This is a genomic window from Dokdonia sp. 4H-3-7-5, from assembly GCF_000212355.1.
Taxonomy (GTDB): Bacteria; Bacteroidota; Bacteroidia; order Flavobacteriales; family Flavobacteriaceae; genus Dokdonia.
This window is the reverse complement of the sequence record NC_015496.1, coordinates 1,413,648-1,432,486: the sequence shown is the minus strand read 5'-3', so window position 1 is coordinate 1,432,486 and position 18,839 is coordinate 1,413,648. Positions and strand designations below refer to the sequence as shown.

Genomic DNA, 18,839 nt, shown 5'->3' with positions numbered 1-18,839 from the left:
AGTGAAAGATAGTAAGTTTGTAGCAGAGCTCACGACATATGAGCTATGGAAACAATGGAAAAAACAACAACACAATTAATAGCAGAGGGTCTCTCTCAAGCTATTTCATATCATGATTATAGAGTACTTACAGAGACTCACGCCCTAGAAGGAACTAATACAGGTCCAGAAGTGACAGAGGCGCTACATAACTATACAATGCTTAATCACAAACGCATGAAACGTCTAGACAAGACGCTCAAGCTCTCTGATGATGTGCAGCAACAAATTAGAGATTTTAAAGGAGATGTAACTTGGCTAGTACTTACGGAGAGCTGGTGTGGTGACGCTGCTCAAACGATGCCTATAATGCAAAAGTTTGCAGACCTCAACCCTAACATTACATTTAAAGTTATTCTTAGAGATGAGAATCTTGATCTTATGGATCAATTTTTATATAATGGAGGGCGTTCTATTCCGAGACTTATCGCTGTAAATAGCGACACAAATGAAGTGATAGCAGACTGGGGACCACGTCCATCTGAGGCCACAAAAATGGTCAATGATTATAAAGAAGCTCACGGTAAGTTAACTCCAGAATTTAAAGAAGATTTACAAGTGTGGTATAACAAAGACAAAGGACAAGGAACTGCCCAAGATTTACTTAAACTACTTAAGTAAGCTCTTACCCTTGAAAATCAAAAGTCACACTCCCTAATTGTGTGGCTTTATTTCCTTTATCAAAGTAAGCTCTAGTTAAATACTCCATTGCCTGATCTATGAGACATCCGTTTGAACTTGTAGAGGCACTTTTATTATAATCCTTATCTATGATAGTCCCTTTATCATTTACGGTGATATTCACTACTATTTTACCGTAAGCATCGCAGGTATACACAGGATTAGGTAAAACTATTGCAGTACGGCCTACTAGATCGTAAGAAACCGTACTCTGTCTGTAAGCACTTTTCTTTTTCTTATTACGTGCAGCTTCTCGAGCATCTATAGCCGCTTGTACCTCTTCTCTTTTTGCTTCTAGATTACCTTCTCGAGCTTCTTGAAGCGCCTTAAGCTTAGCCTCATTGTCGTCATTAAGTTGCTCTACACTATTCTGCTGTTGAGCTTCTATTGCTTTTCTAATTTCGTCATCATCTTCAAAGCTTCTATTTTCCTTTCTAAGTTGAGCGGTATTGTAGGCTTGGTTTGTTCTTGAAATACGACGCTCTTGAACTTGATCTTCTTGTTGCTCCTGAAGCTCCTCTACTACCTCCTCAGTAATTACAGGAATCTCTATAAACTCCTCTATCTCTCCTTGATATGGTTTTACTCCCAGAAAGAAAAATATAAGCACAAGTAAACTTGCCCCCGTAACGGTAATTAGTAAAGCCTTATCAGAATGAGAGATCTTCATAAAGAACTAAAAAAATAAAAGTAAAATAGCTGAATCGCCTAATAACAGTGTTTCACAAATTATTCTTCTGTGGATGCAGCTGTAATTTCGGCTATAAATCCATCAAGAGACTGTGCATCATCTACGTTGTAATTACCTATTTTGGTTCTTCTCAATGCACTCAAATGAGCTCCACTTTTGAGTCCTTCGCCAAAATCAAATGCTAGCGATCTAATATATGTTCCTTTACTACAGCGCACTTTAAAATCTACTTCTGGCATTGCAATGCGAGTGATTTCAAAAGATGAGATATTAATCTCACGTTTAGAAATATCTACTTCTTCTCCTGCTCGTGCAAATTCATACAAGCGTTTGCCCTCCTTTTTGAGTGCAGAAAATACAGGTGGGCGTTGCATGATGTTTCCTTGGTACGCTTTCGCGAAAGCGTAAATATCCTCATCAGTAATATGTTCTGTAGAAAAAGTTTGATCTACTTCTGTCTCAAGATCATAACTAGGCGTAGTACCACCTAAAACAATGGTGCCCGTATATTCCTTTTCTTGCCCAACGAACTCGTGTAAGCGCTTTGTAAACTTACCCGTACAAATAATCATAAGGCCAGTTGCCAAAGGATCTAACGTACCTGCATGGCCTACTTTTATCTTCTTTATATTAAGATTCTTACGTATAAGCCAGCGCACTTTGTTAACCAGCTGGAATGAGGTCCACTCTAGCGGTTTGTCAAAAATGAGTACTTGCCCATCTTTATAATCTTGATCTGTAAGCATAGCCAGCTTGGTTTTGTAGTTTTTGTTAGGGACTAGGAGGCAAAGTTATCAAGATAATGCTATTTAACTAGAAATATCACGCATAACTTATTATGCTTTTTATGATATCAAAATACTCTAATTGTGGTTTAATGATATATTTTTATAGGAAATCACTTCCTTATCTCCGTAATAAATAAGAGATATACTTTAAAATAAGATATGTCCCAGTTACAAAGAATTATTGTTTTAGTAAGTTTAAGCCTAATGTGCGCGCAATGCTCATCTAATGATGGATCGTCTGATGATGCAGTAGAAGTTACTGTTCCTATAGTTACACCCACAGATGAAACAGATGACGATGGTACAACAGATGAAGACAATGCTCTAGACACCGAGGCCTTCTCATTTGAGCCAAATTTAGTTATAGAAAATAGTTTCAATACGGGTGGTTGTACACCTGGCCCTTGTGATACTGACGATGAAGATCTCGATGACATTTTTGAAAGTGGGCAGCCAGATGACGAGTATTTTTATTCTTCTAATAACGGAGCCATTTTAAATTTGAAGTGCCAACTAGAAAAAGGAAGAAGAACCGAGTTTAAACAATCCTCAGAAGGTCCATTAACAACACCATCTCGCATGGAATTTGAAGCAGTATACTTAGATATTCCTACAGAAGGAATAACCATTGCGCAGGTTCATAATAGAGGTGGTAGTTCTAATAAGCCTTTCTTTAGACTTGAATTGCACAATGATGAACTAGAAACTGTCGTACGAAGAGATCCAGAAGTAAGCTCGAGTGATACAGAATTTGATAAAGATTTTTATTCTTTTGTCAATGGTGTAAACTATAATAGTGAGCCTTTAAAAATCATTATTGAAAAAGGTAATGGTGTTGTACATCTTATTGTAGCCCAGGGAGGTCAAACGCTCATAGATGATACTTACAGCCCTGAGGTAGGCACAAACTGGATAGACGATAATAGTATTGCAAATGGATATTATCTAAAGGCTGGAATCTATAATCCAGCTGCAAACCATACTGAAGCTATTGAATTACAGTATTCAATGTTTCACTTTACATCAGAAGACGAGAACTAGAGATAAAAAATATTAAGCTTGATTATAGATGGAAAATCCTATTGCAATTACTCCTACAATGAGACAGTAAATAGCAAACCAAGAGAGTTTACTTTTCTTAACCAATTTAATCATCCACGTACAAGCTACAAGTCCTGCTACAAAGGCAGCTACAAAGCCTATTATTAGTACAGATACGTTACCCGTTTGTGAGGTAAGCGCTCCATCCATAAGGTCTTTTGCAATCTTCCCAAAAATAAGTGGGATCACCATTAAAAATGAAAAACGCGCTGCTTTGCTCTTATCATTACCTAATAAAACAGAGGTAGATATAGTCGCTCCACTACGAGAAATACCAGGAATCATAGCCACTGCTTGAGAAACACCAATAATAAATGCATTTGAAAAAGTTACATTTTTGTGAGTATCTTTTGCTCTGTCTGCAAAGTATAATAATACCGCAGTTACAAGAAGCATACAGCCTACAAGCATAATATTTCCACCAAAAAGTGCTTCAAGTTGTTCTTCAAAAAACAATCCTACAATTACTGCAGGAATCATAGATAACACAATTTTTGCAGAGAATTTTGTTTCTTCATTCCACTTGAATGAAAATAGTCCTTTTAAAATGTCTACTATATCTTTTCTAAAGACTACGATGGTAGAAAGTGCCGTTGCAAAGTGCACAACAACGGTAAACATCAAGCTTTCTTCTGGGACAGAAGTGTCTCCTAGGATTGCCTTCCCTAGTTCTAAATGACCACTAGAAGAAACTGGTAAAAACTCTGTGAGACCTTGAATTACACCAAGGATTAATGCGTCTAAGTTATCCATAACCGCAAAGATAAGATTGTCGTTATAAGGGGCAAGTGTTACTTCCCTTTATTAGGGTTAAGTAGTATCGCATATACTTCTATACCAAAACCTATGAGAATCACAGCAGGTGCTAGACGTATACGTCTCCATGAGTAGATCTCAGGATTAAAAACATTAGGGTCGTCACTACCACCACCAGACATTAGTATAAAGCCTAAGGCAATCACGCCAAGTCCAATAAGCATCCAGGTAAAATTCTTCTTACCAAAGATAAATTCGGTTTCTTGTTTAATAACTTCTTTACGTTTTTGTTCTCCCATAGTAATACTTTAATACTGCTAGTAGTATAATTCGTCTGTGCGCAAATTTAAGAAACGTTGTGTTGCAAGAAAGGTGCTAAACCAAGTAATCACGATACCCATCATAAATACCCCTCCAAAAAGTGCTCCTAGTAGAAGTGGATCATCAAGTAATGTGAGTTGAGGAAAAGTCTTGTTTGCATAATACAATACTCCAGCCATCCCTGCTATAGCTATAAGCGCTCCTATAATCCCTAAACGCACACTTTTCCAAACGAAAGGCCTGCGTATAAATTTTTTAGTCGCTCCAACCATCTGCATGGTTTTTATGGTAAATCGCTTAGCATATACGGATAATCGTATAGAACTATTAATAAGCAACACTGCTATAAAAGTGAATATCCCTGAGATAATGAGAATCCACAGGCTCATTTTCTTAATATTGTCGTTAAGGAGTGAGATTAACGGCTTGTCATACGTCACTTCCTCTACAAAGTTTTTAGAAGCAATTTCTGCTGCGATTTCTGATACTTTTTCAGCAGACACGTAATCTGCATTAAGATATAAATCTATGCTATTTTGTAGTGGATTTTCTCCAAGGTAATCTACAAAGTTTTCTCCTAGCGCTTCGCTATGCGCTTCGGCAGCTTCTTCTTTTGATACAAATTGTATGGACTTCGTGTATTCTGCAAGCGACAAAGACTTCTCAAGCTGCTTCATTTCCACATCTTTTGCTCCATCTTTAAAGTAAACACCCACTGCAATAGTTTCCTTAAAATAGTCGGCTACTTTTTTGGTGTTAAGCACTAGTAATCCTAGTATTCCCAGTAAAAATAGTACCAAAGCAATACTAATCACCACCGAAAAATAGGAGGTAATCAATCGTCTTTTCTGGTATTTCTCAAAGGATGAACTCATCTGCTAGGGTTTTGAGTAAAAGTAGTAAATCCTACACACTCCGTTATCAAACGAAGAGATTCTGATTGTATTATTTTAAAAAATAATTTATAAGAAGAGATCACTCTCCACATACGCATCTATTACACGCTGCTCGCCTTCTTTCCCCTTGATACTGTTGCCATGCTCCATTCCTAAAACTCCTTTAAAACCACGACTATGAATGTATTTAAATACATTTTTATAGTTAATCTCTCCAGAGGTAGGCTCATTGCGCCCTGGATTATCCCCTATCTGGAAATACGCAATCTCGTCCCAACACTGTTCTATGTTAGGAATCAAGTTTCCTTCTTGAATTTGCTGATGATAAATATCAAAAAGAATCTTACATGACGGACTATCTACTGCTTTACAAATCTGGTATGCTTGTGGCGACTTAGATAGAAAGAGTCCTGGATGATTTCTAAAATTTAATGGTTCAAGCACCATTACAATTCCATGTGGTTCTAGAATCGCTGCAGCTTGTTTTAAAGTCTCTACCACATTTGCCGTTTGAAAATCAATATTTTGACGCAAGTCTACGTGACCAGGCACCACGGTCATCCATTTTGCATTTACACGCTTTGCAACTTCTATAGAACTTTTGATATCTGCCAGAAACTCATCACGCCATTCTTGTTTTCCGCTGGCTAGGTTTGGTTTTGTCCAGTGTATTTTGTGAGCAACAAAAACACCCATGGTCATTCCGCGTTCTTTCATGACAAGCGCCATCGCTTTTTGTTCGGAAACAGGACGGTTGCGCATCTCATTGTCTTCAAAGGCAGTAAATCCTTGATCTGCCATAAAGTGAAGCTGATCGATCACATTTTCGCCAGCGAGCTCTTTAAACATCCCTACATGTGGTGCATAATTGAGATTAAAAGAATGTGCTCCATTTTTCGCTTTCGCGAAAGCGGAGACATCTTCTATCCCTTTAACCATAGCATTTACCCCGAAACTACCTAAACCTAAAAAGGAACCCGTGAGAGCTCCTTTTTGTATAAATTTCCTTCTGTCCATAATTTATTAAAATTCTTGCAACATTGTCATTTATAGCATTCCATTAATTACACATCTAGTAATTATAGAGAATATGTCTTTCCTCCTGTTGCTTCCTCTAGCGGTAAGCAACCTATTTGTTTACCTGGAATAGGCTCATAAGCGAGAACATTTTCTCCTATTTCTTCTGAGGCTTTCCATCCCCATATAGCCATTCCTCTTATATTTCCTAAAAGACTGAATGCTCCAGCATCTGGATCTACCTTAACTGTTTTATCATTTTGATAGGCTTGATAAAACTCACCAAGGCTTTTCTGAAATACAGCTTCTTGCTCTTTTGAAGATGTAAGATACTTTGCCAACAGGGCGTCATAATCCTCCGCTTCTGCATCGTCAAATGTTTTACCAGATGCATCTTGCAATCTATTTGCAAGCGCATCAAATCCTGCTAGAATTTGCGTTTTACCTTCTGCATCTACTGCTTGATTCCAGTAAGTATCTATAAACTTGTGCGCACCTACATCTACCGCTCCTGGGATTGTCTCGTCAGAAGGAATAATTAAATCTACAATATGCCTTAACGCTTTACCTTGAGAATTGCTTAAAAATACAGGCTCAAATACAGGTCCATCTGCTTTGCAACTTTGTAAAAGGCTCAATATAGTAGGTGTTGCAACAAGTGCGACTCCACCTAATCCTAAGTTCTTTATTAACTGTCTTCTTTTCATCTTACGCTTCTTTTTTGATTTGAGCTGCAGCGTGATTTGCGGCACGTGCACTAAAAGCCATATATGTGAGTGATGGGTTTACACAACTTGCAGAGGTCATAAACGCTCCATCTGTTACATAAACGTTAGGAACAGCGTGTAACTGGTTATTACCGTTACAAACTGATGTCTTAGGATCACGACCCATACGAGCCGTACCCATTTCATGTATTCCGTTACCCGGAGCACTAGGATCATCCATAGTCTGGATATCTGTAAATCCAGCTTTTTTAAGCATATCTTTTGCACTTGCAATCATATCCTTACGCATTTCCCACTCATTCTCTTTCCACTCTGCGTCAAAGTTTACTTTAGGTTGTCCCCATTTATCTAGATCATTGTAATCCAGCGTCATTTTGTTTTCATGGTAAGGAAGACACTCTCCAAAGCCCATAAGGCTCATAGTCCATCCTCCTGGTTTTTGAATCTCTTCTTTGAGCTTTGCACCGTATCCTGCCTCAGCAATTTGTGGCTGGTAATCACCACGTCCAGCTCCACCTTGATAACCGTAACCACGCTTAAAGTTTTTCTGATCTGTCACTCCTCCTATATTTCTAAAACGTGGAATATATAGCCCATTAGGGCGACGTCCTTTGTAATATTTGTCTTTATCTCCATCCCACTTTGCAGTTGCTCCTGCTTTAAAGTGGTGATCCATTAAGTTGTGACCTAACTCTCCAGAGTCATTACCCATTCCATTAGGAAAACGCTCACTCTTAGAGTTCATAAGAATACTAGCAGATGCAATGGCAGATGCACAAAGGAAAACGGTCTTTGCTTTAAACTCCATGGTTTCCATGGTTTCTTGATCGGTAACTTTTACTCCAGTTGCCTTACCTGTTTTATCATCGTACATCACTTCTGTAACGATAGAAAATGGACGTAACGTCATATTCCCTGTGCGTTCTGCAGCTGGTAGTGTGGATGAATTACTTGAGAAGTATCCCCCGAAAGGACACCCTCTCATACAACGATTTCTAAACTGGCAGGCAGAACGCCCGTCATAAGTTTTTGACCCTGTAATGTGAGCAACACGGCCTATAGTAAGTAAACGACCGTCTTTATAATTTTCGGCCATGTTTTTCTTAAGCACTTCCTCCACACAGTTAAGCTCCATTGGAGGTGAGAATTTACCATCAGGTAACACCTCAAGTCCTAGGTTTTCTCCAGAAACAGAGATATACTCTTCAACCTTATCATACCAAGGAGATATATCGCTATAACGTACTGGCCAGTCTACAGCAATACCTTCCTTTTTATTTGCTTCAAAGTCAATATCAGATAAACGGTAACTCTGACGTCCCCACATAAGTGAACGTCCTCCTACGTGGTAACCACGTATCCAGTCAAAACGTTTGGTCTCATTATAAGGATGATCAACGTCATCCACAAAAAAATGTCTATGCTCAGCTTTATGCACATACCCAGTACGAGATTGCTTCTCATAACGAGCATCTACTTCTACGCTATTATTACCCTTTAATTCAAAGTCCCAAGGGTCTTTATGCATTGTAGGATAGTCTTCTATGTGATTAACCATACGACCACGCTCTAAAACAAGCGTTTTCATACCATTCTCACATAACTCTTTTGCTGCCCATCCTCCGGAGATCCCTGAGCCTACGACGATTGCGTCGTACATTTCGTTTTCGTTAGCTGTATTCACTATATATTGTATTAATGAAAAAAATTTGTGATGTAGTTTACCAAATATATAAATTTTAAGTTGTTTTTTGTTAATATGAGAAAAAGGTTACCTTAGTCAAACACTAGATTTAACAGTAATTCACGGGCGAAAACGTTATAGTTCTACCCTCCAATTAAATTATATTATGAAAAAATATCTTCTAGGAACATTTTTATGCGCCTTTACACTCATTTCTTGTAAAACAGATCAAAAAAAAGAGGGTGATAACGCTTCCGCGAAAGCAAAAATTGAAAATACTCAAAAAGTAGCACCCGTTTTTAAACACTCGCTGGCTCAATGGTCACTTCACAAACCATTTCTTGATGGCACAATGAACCCAAAGAACTTCCCTCAAATTGCAAAAGATTTAGGCTTTACTGGTGTTGAATACGTAACACAATTATATCCAGAATTACAGGACAAGAGTGATTATGAAGAAAAAATAATGAACTGGGCTCGTGAGATGAAAGAGCAATCTGATGCAGCGGGAATAGATAATGTCATTATCATGGTAGATCGTGATGGAGAACTTGCTGATCCAGATAATTCAAAACGTGAAGAAGCTATTGCTGTACACAAATACTGGATGGGTGCTGCTAGAATAATTGGCGCTCATTCTGTCCGTGCTAATCTTTTTGGAGAAGAAGACCCAAAAAAATGGCACGAATACTCTGTCTCATCATTAAGAGAGCTTAGTGCATATGGAGAAAAGGTAGGTGTAAATATTGTAATCGAAAATCATGGTGGATGGTCTAGTGACGGAGCAAAGCTGGCCGCTGTGATGACGGAAGTAGATTCTGATTATGCTGGTACATTACCTGATTTTGGAAATTTTTGTGTAAAAAGAGAAGGTGGAGCAAGATGGGGAGCGCCTTGTATAGAAGAGTATGATACTTATAAAGGTATCGTAGAACTTATGCCTTTTGCAAAAGGGGTATCTGCCAAGTCGTATAACTTTGATGAAAATGGTAACGAGACAAAACTAGACTATGCACGCATAATGCAAATCGTTGCAGATAGCGGTTTTGAAGGATATGTGGGTACAGAATATGAGGGACCACTAGAAGACCCAAAAGAAGGTATCGCACTTACCAAGGCACTTGTTCAAAAATCAATAGACAATCTTAAATAAGCAATATGAAATCAACGACTAAGTTTCAATTATCCTTTATGATGTTCCTCGAGTTTTTTATTTGGGGAGGTTGGTTTGTGACCTTAGGTACATTTTTAGGTAACCTTGGCGCCGATGGGGCAGAGATTGGAGAAGCTTTCTCTACACAGTCTTGGGGAGCAATTATAGCACCCTTTTTTATAGGTTTAATCGCCGATAGATATTTTAATGCAGAACGTATCCTTGGTGTCTTACACTTGATAGGTGCTGTTCTCATGTACCTAATGTCTCAATCCTCTGACTTCTCTACTTTTTACCCTTATGTTTTTGGGTATATGATTGCGTACATGCCTACACTAGCACTTGTAAATTCCGTTGCGTTTAATCAAATGAAAGATCCTTCAAAAGATTTTCCATTCATACGCGTATGGGGAACTATAGGCTGGATCATTGCGGGACTTTTTATAAGTTTTGCTTTCTCTTGGGACTCAGAAGACGGAATTAAACAAGGTTTATTAGCCAATACATTTTTAATGACAGCCATTGTTTCTGTAGTATTAGGTGTTTTTAGTTTTACCTTACCTAAAACACCACCAAGTGCAAAAGGAGAAAAAGTGACTATTAAAGATATTTTGGGGTTCGAAGCATTAGGACTTTTAAAAGACAGAAACTTTTTTGTTTTCTTTCTTTCATCTGTACTTATCTGTATCCCATTAGCTTTTTATTATACAAACCTAAGTCCATTCTTAACGGAATCTGGTGTGGAAAATTCTACGGCTTGGACTACTATAGGGCAAGCTTCTGAAATATTATTCATGTTATTACTTCCGTTTTTCTTTAAGAAGTTTGGGTTTAAGAAGACTATCCTCGTAGGAATGCTTGCTTGGGCTATACGTTACATGCTTTTTGCCTATGGTAACGGAGGCGATCTGTTTTCAATAGTAGTATTAGGTATTGCACTTCACGGAATCTGTTATGACTTCTTCTTTGTATCTGGACAGATTTACACAGATAGTAAAGCCGGACCAAAAATCAAGAGTGCTGCGCAAGGGCTTATCACACTTGCGACATACGGAGTGGGTATGGCCGTAGGTTTTTATATAACTGGGATAATAACTGATGCAAATATTCTAGGTGAAGGTCACGATTGGAACTCTGTATGGGTATTCCCAGCAATTTTTGCAGCAGCAGTATTTGTGATTTTTGCACTATTATTTAAGAGTGAGAAAATAGAATATACGGAGTAGTAGCAAGGTCTAAAAAAAGTCTTCCCCCTACCCTAAAAGGCAGACTTTTTTAAGAGAAATATTCATATACTCGATGTAATTAAAAATTAAAAAACACAGCACAATGAGTAATAAAATAAGATGGGGCGTCTTAGGTGGCGGCGGAGATAGTTTAATAGGTGTGTTACACCGAGTGGCGGCTAGTATGTTTGATGCATACCAACTAGTAGGTGGTTCTTTTAATCCAGATATTGAAGTAAGCAAAGAATTTGCTGCTCAAATAGGCATCCCGACAGATCGTATTTATAAAGATTTAACGGAGCTTATAGAAAAAGAAACTGCCTTACCAGCAGACCAGCGTATACAGGTGGTGTCTATACTCACGCCTAACTTTTTACACTTCCCGATGGCAAAGCAGCTCCTAGAAGCTGGCTTTAACGTGATCTGTGAGAAGCCTATGACAATGACGCACGCAGAGGCGCTTGAGCTCGAGGCTATCCAAAAGAAGAATGGTAACGTATTTGGGCTTACACATACCTACACTGGCTACCCTATGGTACGCCAAATGAGGGAAATGATAGCAAATGGAGAACTAGGCGAGATACAAAAAGTAGACGCTCAGTATTACCAAGGCTGGATTAATAACCTCATACACGACAAGGAGCAACGCAATAGCACCTGGCGTTTAATGCCCGAGAAATCTGGCATTTCTTGCTGTCTGGGTGATATAGGCGTTCACGCTTACCAGATGCTGGAGTTTGTCACTGGTAAGAAAATTAAATCTGTACTTGCAGACCTCAACCATCTGTATGCAGATAATGAGATGGACATAGACGGTACCGTATTACTGCGCTTAGATGAATACACAAAAGGAGTGTTACGCTCAAGCCAAATAGCAACAGGTGAAGAAAACAATTTTACCGTAGCTATTTATGGTACAAAAGCTGGACTCAAGTGGGAGCAAGAAAAACCCAACTATCTTTATTTATTAGAAGATGGACAACCTATGCGCGTGCTTAAACCAGGCCACGCTTATAACAGTGCGCTATCGCTAGATGGCACAAAACTACCTCCGGGACACCCAGAAGGAATTTTTGATGCGATGGGTAATATCTATAAAGGTGTTGCTAAGGCAATACGTGGAGAAGACTACAATTCAGGTGAGTTTCCGGGGATGACAGATGGTGTACGAGGAATGAATTTTATTCAGAAAGCCGTGCAATCTCATCGTGATGGGAATGTGTGGGTAGACCTAGAGTAGTATAAGTACGCTTTCGCGAAAGCGTAAAAAATAACAATAGAAAAGATTCTCGCATTCGCGGGAATAAAATAAATATATCCAATGAAAACAATAAAAGGACCCGCAGTATTTCTCGCCCAGTTTATGGATGACAAAGCACCATTTAATTCGCTAGACGGATTGTGCAAATGGGCAGCAGACCTTGGGTATAAAGGAATACAAATCCCAACTTGGGAAAATCGATTAATTGACCTCACCACGGCTGGAGAGAGTAAAACCTACTGTGATGAGCTTAAGGGTAAAGTAAATGACTATGGGCTTGAGATTACAGAGCTATCGACTCACCTGCAGGGACAACTAGTTGCGGTACATCCTGCATACGATTTGATGTTTGATAACTTCGCTCCAGACGATTGTAAAAACAACCCAAAGAAACGTACTGAGTGGGCTCGCAAGCAAGTAATAAGCGCAGCACACGCAAGTAAACATCTATGTCTTGATGTGAGTGCTACGTTTAGTGGTTCGCTGCTTTGGCATACAATGCACCCTTGGCCACAACGTCCTGCAGGACTTGTTGAGATGGGGTTTGAGGAGCTTGCAAAACGCTGGTTACCTATACTCAATACTTATGATGAGTGTGGTGTAGATGTGGCTTATGAGATTCACCCTGGTGAAGATCTACACGACGGAGTGACTTTTGAACGTTTTCTAGAAGCTACAGGTAATCACAAGCGTTGTAATATCTTATATGACCCGAGTCACTTTGTATTACAGCAGCTAGATTACATCGCATATATAGACCATTATCACGAGTTTATAAAAGCCTTTCACGTAAAGGATTCTGAGTTTAAACCAGATGGGAGGCGTGGTACTTTTGGCGGTTACAGTGACTGGCAAGATCGCGCTGGGCGTTACCGCTCTCCAGGCGATGGACAGATAGACTTTAAAACCATTTTTACAAAACTCACAGAATACGGTTGTGATGTTTGGGCAGTGATGGAGTGGGAATGTTGTGTAAAAAGTCCTGAGCAAGGAGCTCGAGAAGGTGCGCCTTTTATCGCTTCACATATTATTGAAGCAACACAAAAACGCTTTGATGATTTTGCAGGTGAAGATATTGATAAAGAGCAGTTGAAGAAGATACTTGGACTTTAAAACAGTATTATGAAAAAAACAATTTATATCGCAGCGGTGGCAATTTTCGCTTTAAGCTGTAAAGAAAAAGAAGTTACAACAGCACAAGAGGTTCAAGAAGTAGAAACAGTGACAGAAGCACCGGCAACCGTACTCTTCGACGGCTCTAACCTCAACGCTTGGAAAGGATATGGTACAGACGGTATGCACGACAACTGGACCATAGAAGATGGAGCAATGGCTTTTACACCTGGGGAAGAAGGTGGTAAAAACATCATTACAAAAAACACCTATAAAAACTTTGAACTCAAGCTCGAGTGGAAAGTTTCAGAAGGTGGTAACAGTGGCATCTTTTGGGGTGTAAAAGAATCGCCTGAGTTTAAAGAAGCTTATGAAACTGGTCCAGAGATACAAGTGCTAGATGACGAGCGTCACCCAGATGCAAAGGTTGCCAATGGCACACATAAAGCAGGGTCACTTTATGATATGATAAAACCCGCAGATGGTATGATCAATCCCGCTGGTGAGTGGAACAGCGTAACGCTTTCTATCAATCACGATAGTAACCTAGGTAAAGTAAGCCTTAACGGCAAAGAAGCATATACCTTCCCAGTAAATGGTGAAGAGTGGGATGCTATGGTTGCAAAGACTAAGTTTGCAGACTGGAAAGGCTTTGGGAAATACCAAGAAGGTCACATAGGTCTACAAGATCACGGAGACAAAGTATGGTACCGCAACATTACAATAAAAGAATTATAGATTATGAAATTATACCATTTAGGAATTATAGTAACAGCACTGACCATTACATCTTGTGGCTCAGGAAATGTGGGTAACGAACCTACAAAACCAGAACAAACAGAAGTATGGGGTCCAAAACCTGCAAAGGTTGCCATAAACGGGCAGACCGGTATCCCGAGTGATGCTGTGGTATTGTTTGACGGCACAAACCTCAACGCCTGGAAAAGTAAAAACGATGGCGGCGCTCCTAAGTGGACGATTAATCAAGACGGAAGTATGACCGTAAAGGATAAAACGGGAGATATTGTCACCAAAGAGGACTTCGGGAGCGTACAATTACACCTAGAATGGCGCAGTGATCCGAACAACACACAGACTAACCAAAACAGAAGTAATAGTGGCGTATTTTTTCAAGGCTTGTACGAAGTGCAAATCTTAAATAACAATGACAATGATACCTATGTAAATGGTATGGTGGGCTCTATTTACAAGCAAAAAGCACCAGACGTGATGGCTGCAAAACCTACAGGAGAGTGGAACACCTATGACATTGTCTTCCATGCGCCAGAATTTGACAGTGCAGGAAAAAGAACAAAAGCAGGTACGCTCACAGTATTACTCAATGGTGTACTTGTTCAAGATCACTATGAGTTACAAGGAAGCACAGAGTACATAGGCTACCCTAAAAACAACCCGCACGGTGACGGTCCTATCGTACTGCAAGATCACGGTGATAAGAGTGGTGTAGGGTATAGAAATATATGGTTACGTAAATTAGATTAATGGACTTCCCTACAATACTTACCACACTGGCACCAGCACTCATAAGTCTGGCATTATATATAAATACGCGTTACTTCCCACCGTCAATGGGTAACTCATTCTTAGCAAAATCTCCAGAATGGTGGATGAGAGATCAAGCCACATGGAATAGTGCATACTCGTTTTTGGCTCAAAAATATGGCATAGGCACCATTGCGCTTTTTGCAATTTGCAGCTGTCTGTTCTTTCTTGAAAGCCCTTATGCAGCATACGGCGGTTATGTCGCACTTATCGCTTACGTGATTTTAGCAAATTACCAAGTGCGATCGTATATGACTGACAAAATAAAATAGCATTGTCTCGCTTTCGCGAAAATTTGATTGCATTCACCAGACTCTTGAAGGATTGTTTTTAAGTACAACTTAAATGCTTTTAATTACAAGATTATGGTAATACAATTATGCTTTCGCGAAAGCGTACAAACCCCATTCATAATTAATAACTGAACCTTTATCTTTGCCAAATGATAAAATCGATGACAGGTTTTGGGAAAAGTGTACTACAACTTCCTGGAAAAAAAATTACAATAGAGATCAAATCGCTTAACAGCAAAAATCTAGATCTCAATGCTCGTATACCTTCTACCTATCGTGAGAAAGAACTTGCCTTGCGCAATATGGTTGCAAAAGCACTCGAGCGTGGTAAGATTGATGTAGGTCTGTATGTAGAAAGTACTGGAGAAAACACCAACACTGTGATTAATGGAACGGTGGTAAACGCTTATATGGCTCAGCTCTCTGATGCTGTGAGTGGTAACCCTAGTGAGACAGAACTTCTTAAAATGGCAATGCGCCTTCCTGATGCTTTAAAAACGGAACGTGAAGAGCTAGATGAAAATGAGTACACATCGATTGTATCAAATTTAGAGGAAGCACTTAAAGAAATAAATAAATACCGTCTAGACGAAGGAAACTCTCTTAAAGCAGAGTTTGAACTACGTATTGCAAACCTACAGCGCTTGCTGGAGGAGGTTATTATACTTGATGTAGATAGACTGAGTGATGTAAAAGTAAGGCTTGAAAAAGCTGTTTCTGATCTTAAAGTAAATGTAGATGAGAATCGCTTTGAGCAAGAGCTTATCTATTACCTAGAGAAATATGACATTACTGAGGAAAAAGTTCGCTTAAAGAATCACCTAGATTACTTTACAGAAGCACTAGAATCTGATGATTCTAACGGTAAGAAACTTGGCTTTATAGGCCAAGAAATAGGTCGTGAGATTAATACCGTTGGATCTAAGTCTAACTATGCACCGATGCAGCAGTTGGTAGTGCAAATGAAAGACGAACTAGAAAAAATAAAGGAGCAAGTTTTAAATGTACTCTAATGGCAAAGCAACCAGAAGATAATAATAGTGATCATCAAGGAAAGCTCATCGTATTTTCGGCACCTTCAGGAAGCGGAAAAACAACGATAGTAAGACACCTTCTAGCACAAGAAGAATTAAACCTTGAGTTTAGTATCTCTGCAACGAGTCGTGAGTCTCGTGGAGAAGAAAAAAATGGGAAGGACTATTATTTTATAGATCTGAAAGAATTTAAAAATCACATCAAGGCCGACGACTTTCTAGAGTGGGAAGAAGTATACCGTGATAACTTCTATGGAACATTGTGGAGCGAGGTACAACGTATCTGGGCCATGGGCAAACATGTGATTTTTGATATTGATGTAGTGGGAGGTTTACGTATCAAAAAGAAATTTCCAGATAAAACACTTGCTGTGTTTGTGAAACCACCTAGTGTAGACGAGCTTAAAATACGCCTCAAGAAGCGTAGCACAGAGAGTGAGGATAAGATCAACATGCGCATCGCAAAAGCTTCTGTAGAGCTCGCTACGGCACCACAGTTTGATTATATCATCCTTAATGACAATCTAGACAAAGCACTTAGCGAGGCAGTAACACTTGTTACTGATTTTGTAAAATAACATAGAGATGACATTACAAGATTTTAAAACCAAACTTGCTACTAGACCAAGCGAGATTGAGTTTACAGATACCATGGCGATTATAGAGTCACTATATACTTTTACGCCTAGCTCCTTTACAAATGGAGACATTCGTAATGAAAGCGGTGAGAGCAATGGCTCTTGCAAGTTATTTGGTTTTGCAAAAGATCAAAGATTGAATAAAAGTGACACACTACACTGTTTTGGCGCATATTACAGAGAAGATGTTTTGAGCAATCCAAACGGCACAGATCATCAAAACATTAGAAACTTCATGCAGTACGGATGGGACGGTATCACATTTGATGCAAATCCTCTAAGCAAGAAATAATTTTTAAATACTACTCCATTGAAAATAGGTCTCTACTTCGGAACATTTAATCCTATTCACGTAGGGCATCTTGCGATTGCAAATCACATGGCAGAGTATAGCGACCTAGATAAAATCTGGATGGTCATCACGCCACACAATCCGTTTAAGAAAAAGAGTAGCTTACTAGATAACAATCACCGTTATCAGATGGTTTTAGAAGCTCTTGAAACCTATGACAAAATAGAGCCAAGCAATATTGAATTCAATTTACCGCAACCTAACTATACGGTAAACACACTAGCTCATCTGGAAGAAAAGTATCCTAAGCACGAGTTTTGCTTAATCATGGGGGAAGACAATCTTAAAAGTCTTCATAAGTGGAAAAACTACGAGGTGATTCTTGAGCGTCACGACATTTACGTATACCCTAGAATCTCTGAAGGCACGGTTGAAACACAGTTTGACAACCATTTAAAGATTCACAAAGTAGATGCTCCTATCATGGAAATCTCTTCTACAATGATTCGTAAGGCTATTAAGGATGGTAAAAACATAAGACCTTTATTACCACCTGAGGTACATACCTATATCGATCAAATGAACTTTTATAAATAGGTAATAGTAGTATGTCTAAACGGGATTTGACACATCAAAATAGTAAAGAAGCGACCTACTACGGTATCTTGATGGTTATTTCATTTCTTGTACACCTCGCTTTAAAACGCATAAAAGCTTCAGACAATGATTTACCTGATTTTCTCTTAGGATTTACGGTTGCCTTATTTATTGCATCTAGTATACTTACTATCATCAAATATCTCAAAGCTAGAAAGGAACCTCATAGCCCTAAGCTCGCTAAGGCTCGCGTTTTTGTAATTATAGCCGTTATTTTCTGGCTATTTTTCTTAATGAACCTTTCTAAAGAAGTTTTGGATGTTTTTAGTCAGCTATCTTAATTACTACACATAAAAAAAGAACAAACATTCCAGACTATCGTCCTTCATATTTGTTCTTTTAATTAGTCTATAATCGCGCTTGAGCGCTTTCTTTTATTTCTCTAAGTGAGGAATACGTAATACTTGACCTGGATAAATCTTATCTACATCCTTAAGCATAGGCTTGTTTGCTTCAAAGATTTGTGGGTACTTCATTGGGTCTCCGTACATCTCTTTTGAGATCTTGCTTAAAGAATCTCCTTTTTCAACTGTATAAAAACGAGCTTCTGGCTCTGGATTCTCTACTGTAAGTCTATCATCTACCGTTGCAATACCTGTAGAGTTTCCTACTACAAGGATTACCTTTTCTTTAGTTGCTTGATCATGCGCGCTTCCAGTAACTACAGCAACATCTCCATCTATTGAAATATCAAGGTTGTCAACATCAAGACCTAAGTCATTAATTGTTTCTGCCATGTTACTTGCTGCTTTAGCATTTGCCATTGCAATTTTTTCTTCGGCTACTGCTGCTTTTTCGGCTGCTTCTTCTGCATCTGTTTTTCCTATTCCAAAAACTTTTGCTCCTGCATTTTTAATGAATGAAAATAATCCCATAATTATAATATTTAGTTAGTGTTTTTATTGAG

At 38.9% G+C, this 18,839-nt stretch carries 23 protein-coding genes; 14 read left to right on the top strand and 9 right to left on the bottom strand.

Going from position 1 to position 18,839, the window contains the following annotated elements; all coding sequences use genetic code 11:
* The first annotated feature begins 45 nt into the window (after positions 1 to 45).
* Positions 46 to 660, top strand: a complete 615-nt coding sequence (locus KRODI_RS06315; protein ID WP_013750755.1) for a thioredoxin family protein — start codon at positions 46 to 48, stop codon at positions 658 to 660.
* Between the two features lie 4 nt (positions 661 to 664).
* Here the strand turns inward: KRODI_RS06315 and KRODI_RS06310 are convergent, their stop codons facing one another.
* On the bottom strand, positions 665 to 1,390 hold the full coding sequence (locus tag KRODI_RS06310) for a hypothetical protein (protein WP_013750754.1): 726 nt from the start codon (positions 1,388 to 1,390) through the stop codon (positions 665 to 667).
* A 59-nt stretch (positions 1,391 to 1,449) separates the two neighbouring features.
* Positions 1,450 to 2,157: a tRNA pseudouridine(55) synthase TruB gene (truB, locus tag KRODI_RS06305; RefSeq protein WP_013750753.1), complete on the bottom strand. Its 708-nt coding sequence runs from the start codon at positions 2,155 to 2,157 to the stop codon at positions 1,450 to 1,452.
* A 201-nt stretch (positions 2,158 to 2,358) separates the two neighbouring features.
* On the opposite strand from truB, the gene KRODI_RS06300 reads away from it, so the two are divergent.
* Positions 2,359 to 3,240 (top strand): polysaccharide lyase family 7 protein, encoded by an 882-nt coding sequence (locus KRODI_RS06300; protein ID WP_013750752.1) that lies wholly within the window; start codon positions 2,359 to 2,361, stop codon positions 3,238 to 3,240.
* A 12-nt stretch (positions 3,241 to 3,252) separates the two neighbouring features.
* Here the strand turns inward: KRODI_RS06300 and KRODI_RS06295 are convergent, their stop codons facing one another.
* The 6 genes from KRODI_RS06295 to KRODI_RS06270 all read right to left on the bottom strand — a co-directional run bounded on the left by KRODI_RS06295 (position 3,253) and on the right by KRODI_RS06270 (position 8,678).
* Positions 3,253 to 4,053: an undecaprenyl-diphosphate phosphatase gene (locus tag KRODI_RS06295; RefSeq protein ID WP_013750751.1), complete on the bottom strand. Its 801-nt coding sequence runs from the start codon at positions 4,051 to 4,053 to the stop codon at positions 3,253 to 3,255.
* A gap of 38 nt (positions 4,054 to 4,091) precedes the next feature.
* Positions 4,092 to 4,355 carry a DUF3098 domain-containing protein gene (locus tag KRODI_RS06290; protein ID WP_013750750.1) on the bottom strand — a complete coding sequence of 88 codons (264 nt, stop codon included), beginning with the start codon at positions 4,353 to 4,355 and terminating at the stop codon, positions 4,092 to 4,094.
* 18 nt (positions 4,356 to 4,373) lie between these two features.
* The gene (locus tag KRODI_RS06285; RefSeq protein WP_013750749.1) at positions 4,374 to 5,252 is read right to left on the bottom strand and encodes a cell division protein FtsX; all 879 of its coding nucleotides are present in this window, start codon (positions 5,250 to 5,252) and stop codon (positions 4,374 to 4,376) included.
* A gap of 87 nt (positions 5,253 to 5,339) precedes the next feature.
* On the bottom strand, positions 5,340 to 6,290 hold the full coding sequence (locus tag KRODI_RS06280) for a hydroxypyruvate isomerase family protein (protein WP_013750748.1): 951 nt from the start codon (positions 6,288 to 6,290) through the stop codon (positions 5,340 to 5,342).
* A 62-nt stretch (positions 6,291 to 6,352) separates the two neighbouring features.
* On the bottom strand, positions 6,353 to 6,997 hold the full coding sequence (locus KRODI_RS06275; RefSeq protein ID WP_013750747.1) for a gluconate 2-dehydrogenase subunit 3 family protein: 645 nt from the start codon (positions 6,995 to 6,997) through the stop codon (positions 6,353 to 6,355).
* Between the two features lies 1 nt (position 6,998).
* Complete coding sequence (locus tag KRODI_RS06270) at positions 6,999 to 8,678, bottom strand: GMC oxidoreductase (RefSeq protein WP_041295826.1); 1,680 nt, start codon at positions 8,676 to 8,678, stop codon at positions 6,999 to 7,001.
* A 190-nt stretch (positions 8,679 to 8,868) separates the two neighbouring features.
* Between KRODI_RS06270 and KRODI_RS06265 the strand changes: the two genes are divergently transcribed.
* The 12 genes from KRODI_RS06265 to KRODI_RS06210 all read left to right on the top strand — a co-directional run bounded on the left by KRODI_RS06265 (position 8,869) and on the right by KRODI_RS06210 (position 18,213).
* Positions 8,869 to 9,855, top strand: a complete 987-nt coding sequence (locus KRODI_RS06265) for a sugar phosphate isomerase/epimerase family protein (protein ID WP_013750745.1) — start codon at positions 8,869 to 8,871, stop codon at positions 9,853 to 9,855.
* A 5-nt stretch (positions 9,856 to 9,860) separates the two neighbouring features.
* Positions 9,861 to 11,081: an MFS transporter gene (locus KRODI_RS06260; protein ID WP_013750744.1), complete on the top strand. Its 1,221-nt coding sequence runs from the start codon at positions 9,861 to 9,863 to the stop codon at positions 11,079 to 11,081.
* 103 nt (positions 11,082 to 11,184) lie between these two features.
* The gene (locus KRODI_RS06255; protein ID WP_013750743.1) at positions 11,185 to 12,321 is read left to right on the top strand and encodes a Gfo/Idh/MocA family protein; all 1,137 of its coding nucleotides are present in this window, start codon (positions 11,185 to 11,187) and stop codon (positions 12,319 to 12,321) included.
* A gap of 81 nt (positions 12,322 to 12,402) precedes the next feature.
* Positions 12,403 to 13,455: a sugar phosphate isomerase/epimerase family protein gene (locus KRODI_RS06250; RefSeq protein WP_013750742.1), complete on the top strand. Its 1,053-nt coding sequence runs from the start codon at positions 12,403 to 12,405 to the stop codon at positions 13,453 to 13,455.
* Between the two features lie 9 nt (positions 13,456 to 13,464).
* On the top strand, positions 13,465 to 14,193 hold the full coding sequence (locus KRODI_RS15485) for a DUF1080 domain-containing protein (protein ID WP_013750741.1): 729 nt from the start codon (positions 13,465 to 13,467) through the stop codon (positions 14,191 to 14,193).
* A 3-nt stretch (positions 14,194 to 14,196) separates the two neighbouring features.
* Entirely contained in the window at positions 14,197 to 14,958 is a 762-nt protein-coding gene (locus KRODI_RS15480) for a DUF1080 domain-containing protein (protein WP_013750740.1), read from the top strand.
* Positions 14,958 to 15,290 carry a hypothetical protein gene (locus KRODI_RS06235; RefSeq protein ID WP_013750739.1) on the top strand — a complete coding sequence of 111 codons (333 nt, stop codon included), beginning with the start codon at positions 14,958 to 14,960 and terminating at the stop codon, positions 15,288 to 15,290. Before KRODI_RS15480 ends, KRODI_RS06235 begins: the two co-directional genes overlap by 1 nt.
* Before the next feature lie 170 nt (positions 15,291 to 15,460).
* A complete protein-coding gene (locus KRODI_RS06230) occupies positions 15,461 to 16,324 on the top strand; it encodes a YicC/YloC family endoribonuclease (protein WP_041295642.1) in 864 nt (287 codons plus the stop codon).
* Positions 16,324 to 16,923: a guanylate kinase gene (gene gmk, locus KRODI_RS06225; RefSeq protein WP_013750737.1), complete on the top strand. Its 600-nt coding sequence runs from the start codon at positions 16,324 to 16,326 to the stop codon at positions 16,921 to 16,923. Before KRODI_RS06230 ends, gmk begins: the two co-directional genes overlap by 1 nt.
* A gap of 7 nt (positions 16,924 to 16,930) precedes the next feature.
* A complete protein-coding gene (locus tag KRODI_RS06220; protein ID WP_013750736.1) occupies positions 16,931 to 17,275 on the top strand; it encodes a HopJ type III effector protein in 345 nt (114 codons plus the stop codon).
* Between the two features lie 18 nt (positions 17,276 to 17,293).
* Positions 17,294 to 17,872 carry a nicotinate (nicotinamide) nucleotide adenylyltransferase gene (gene nadD / locus KRODI_RS06215; protein ID WP_013750735.1) on the top strand — a complete coding sequence of 193 codons (579 nt, stop codon included), beginning with the start codon at positions 17,294 to 17,296 and terminating at the stop codon, positions 17,870 to 17,872.
* A gap of 11 nt (positions 17,873 to 17,883) precedes the next feature.
* Positions 17,884 to 18,213 carry a hypothetical protein gene (locus KRODI_RS06210; protein WP_013750734.1) on the top strand — a complete coding sequence of 110 codons (330 nt, stop codon included), beginning with the start codon at positions 17,884 to 17,886 and terminating at the stop codon, positions 18,211 to 18,213.
* 93 nt (positions 18,214 to 18,306) lie between these two features.
* Here the strand turns inward: KRODI_RS06210 and lysM are convergent, their stop codons facing one another.
* Positions 18,307 to 18,807, bottom strand: a complete 501-nt coding sequence (lysM, locus tag KRODI_RS06205) for a peptidoglycan-binding protein LysM (RefSeq protein WP_013750733.1) — start codon at positions 18,805 to 18,807, stop codon at positions 18,307 to 18,309.
* Positions 18,808 to 18,839: the final 32 nt, after the last annotated feature.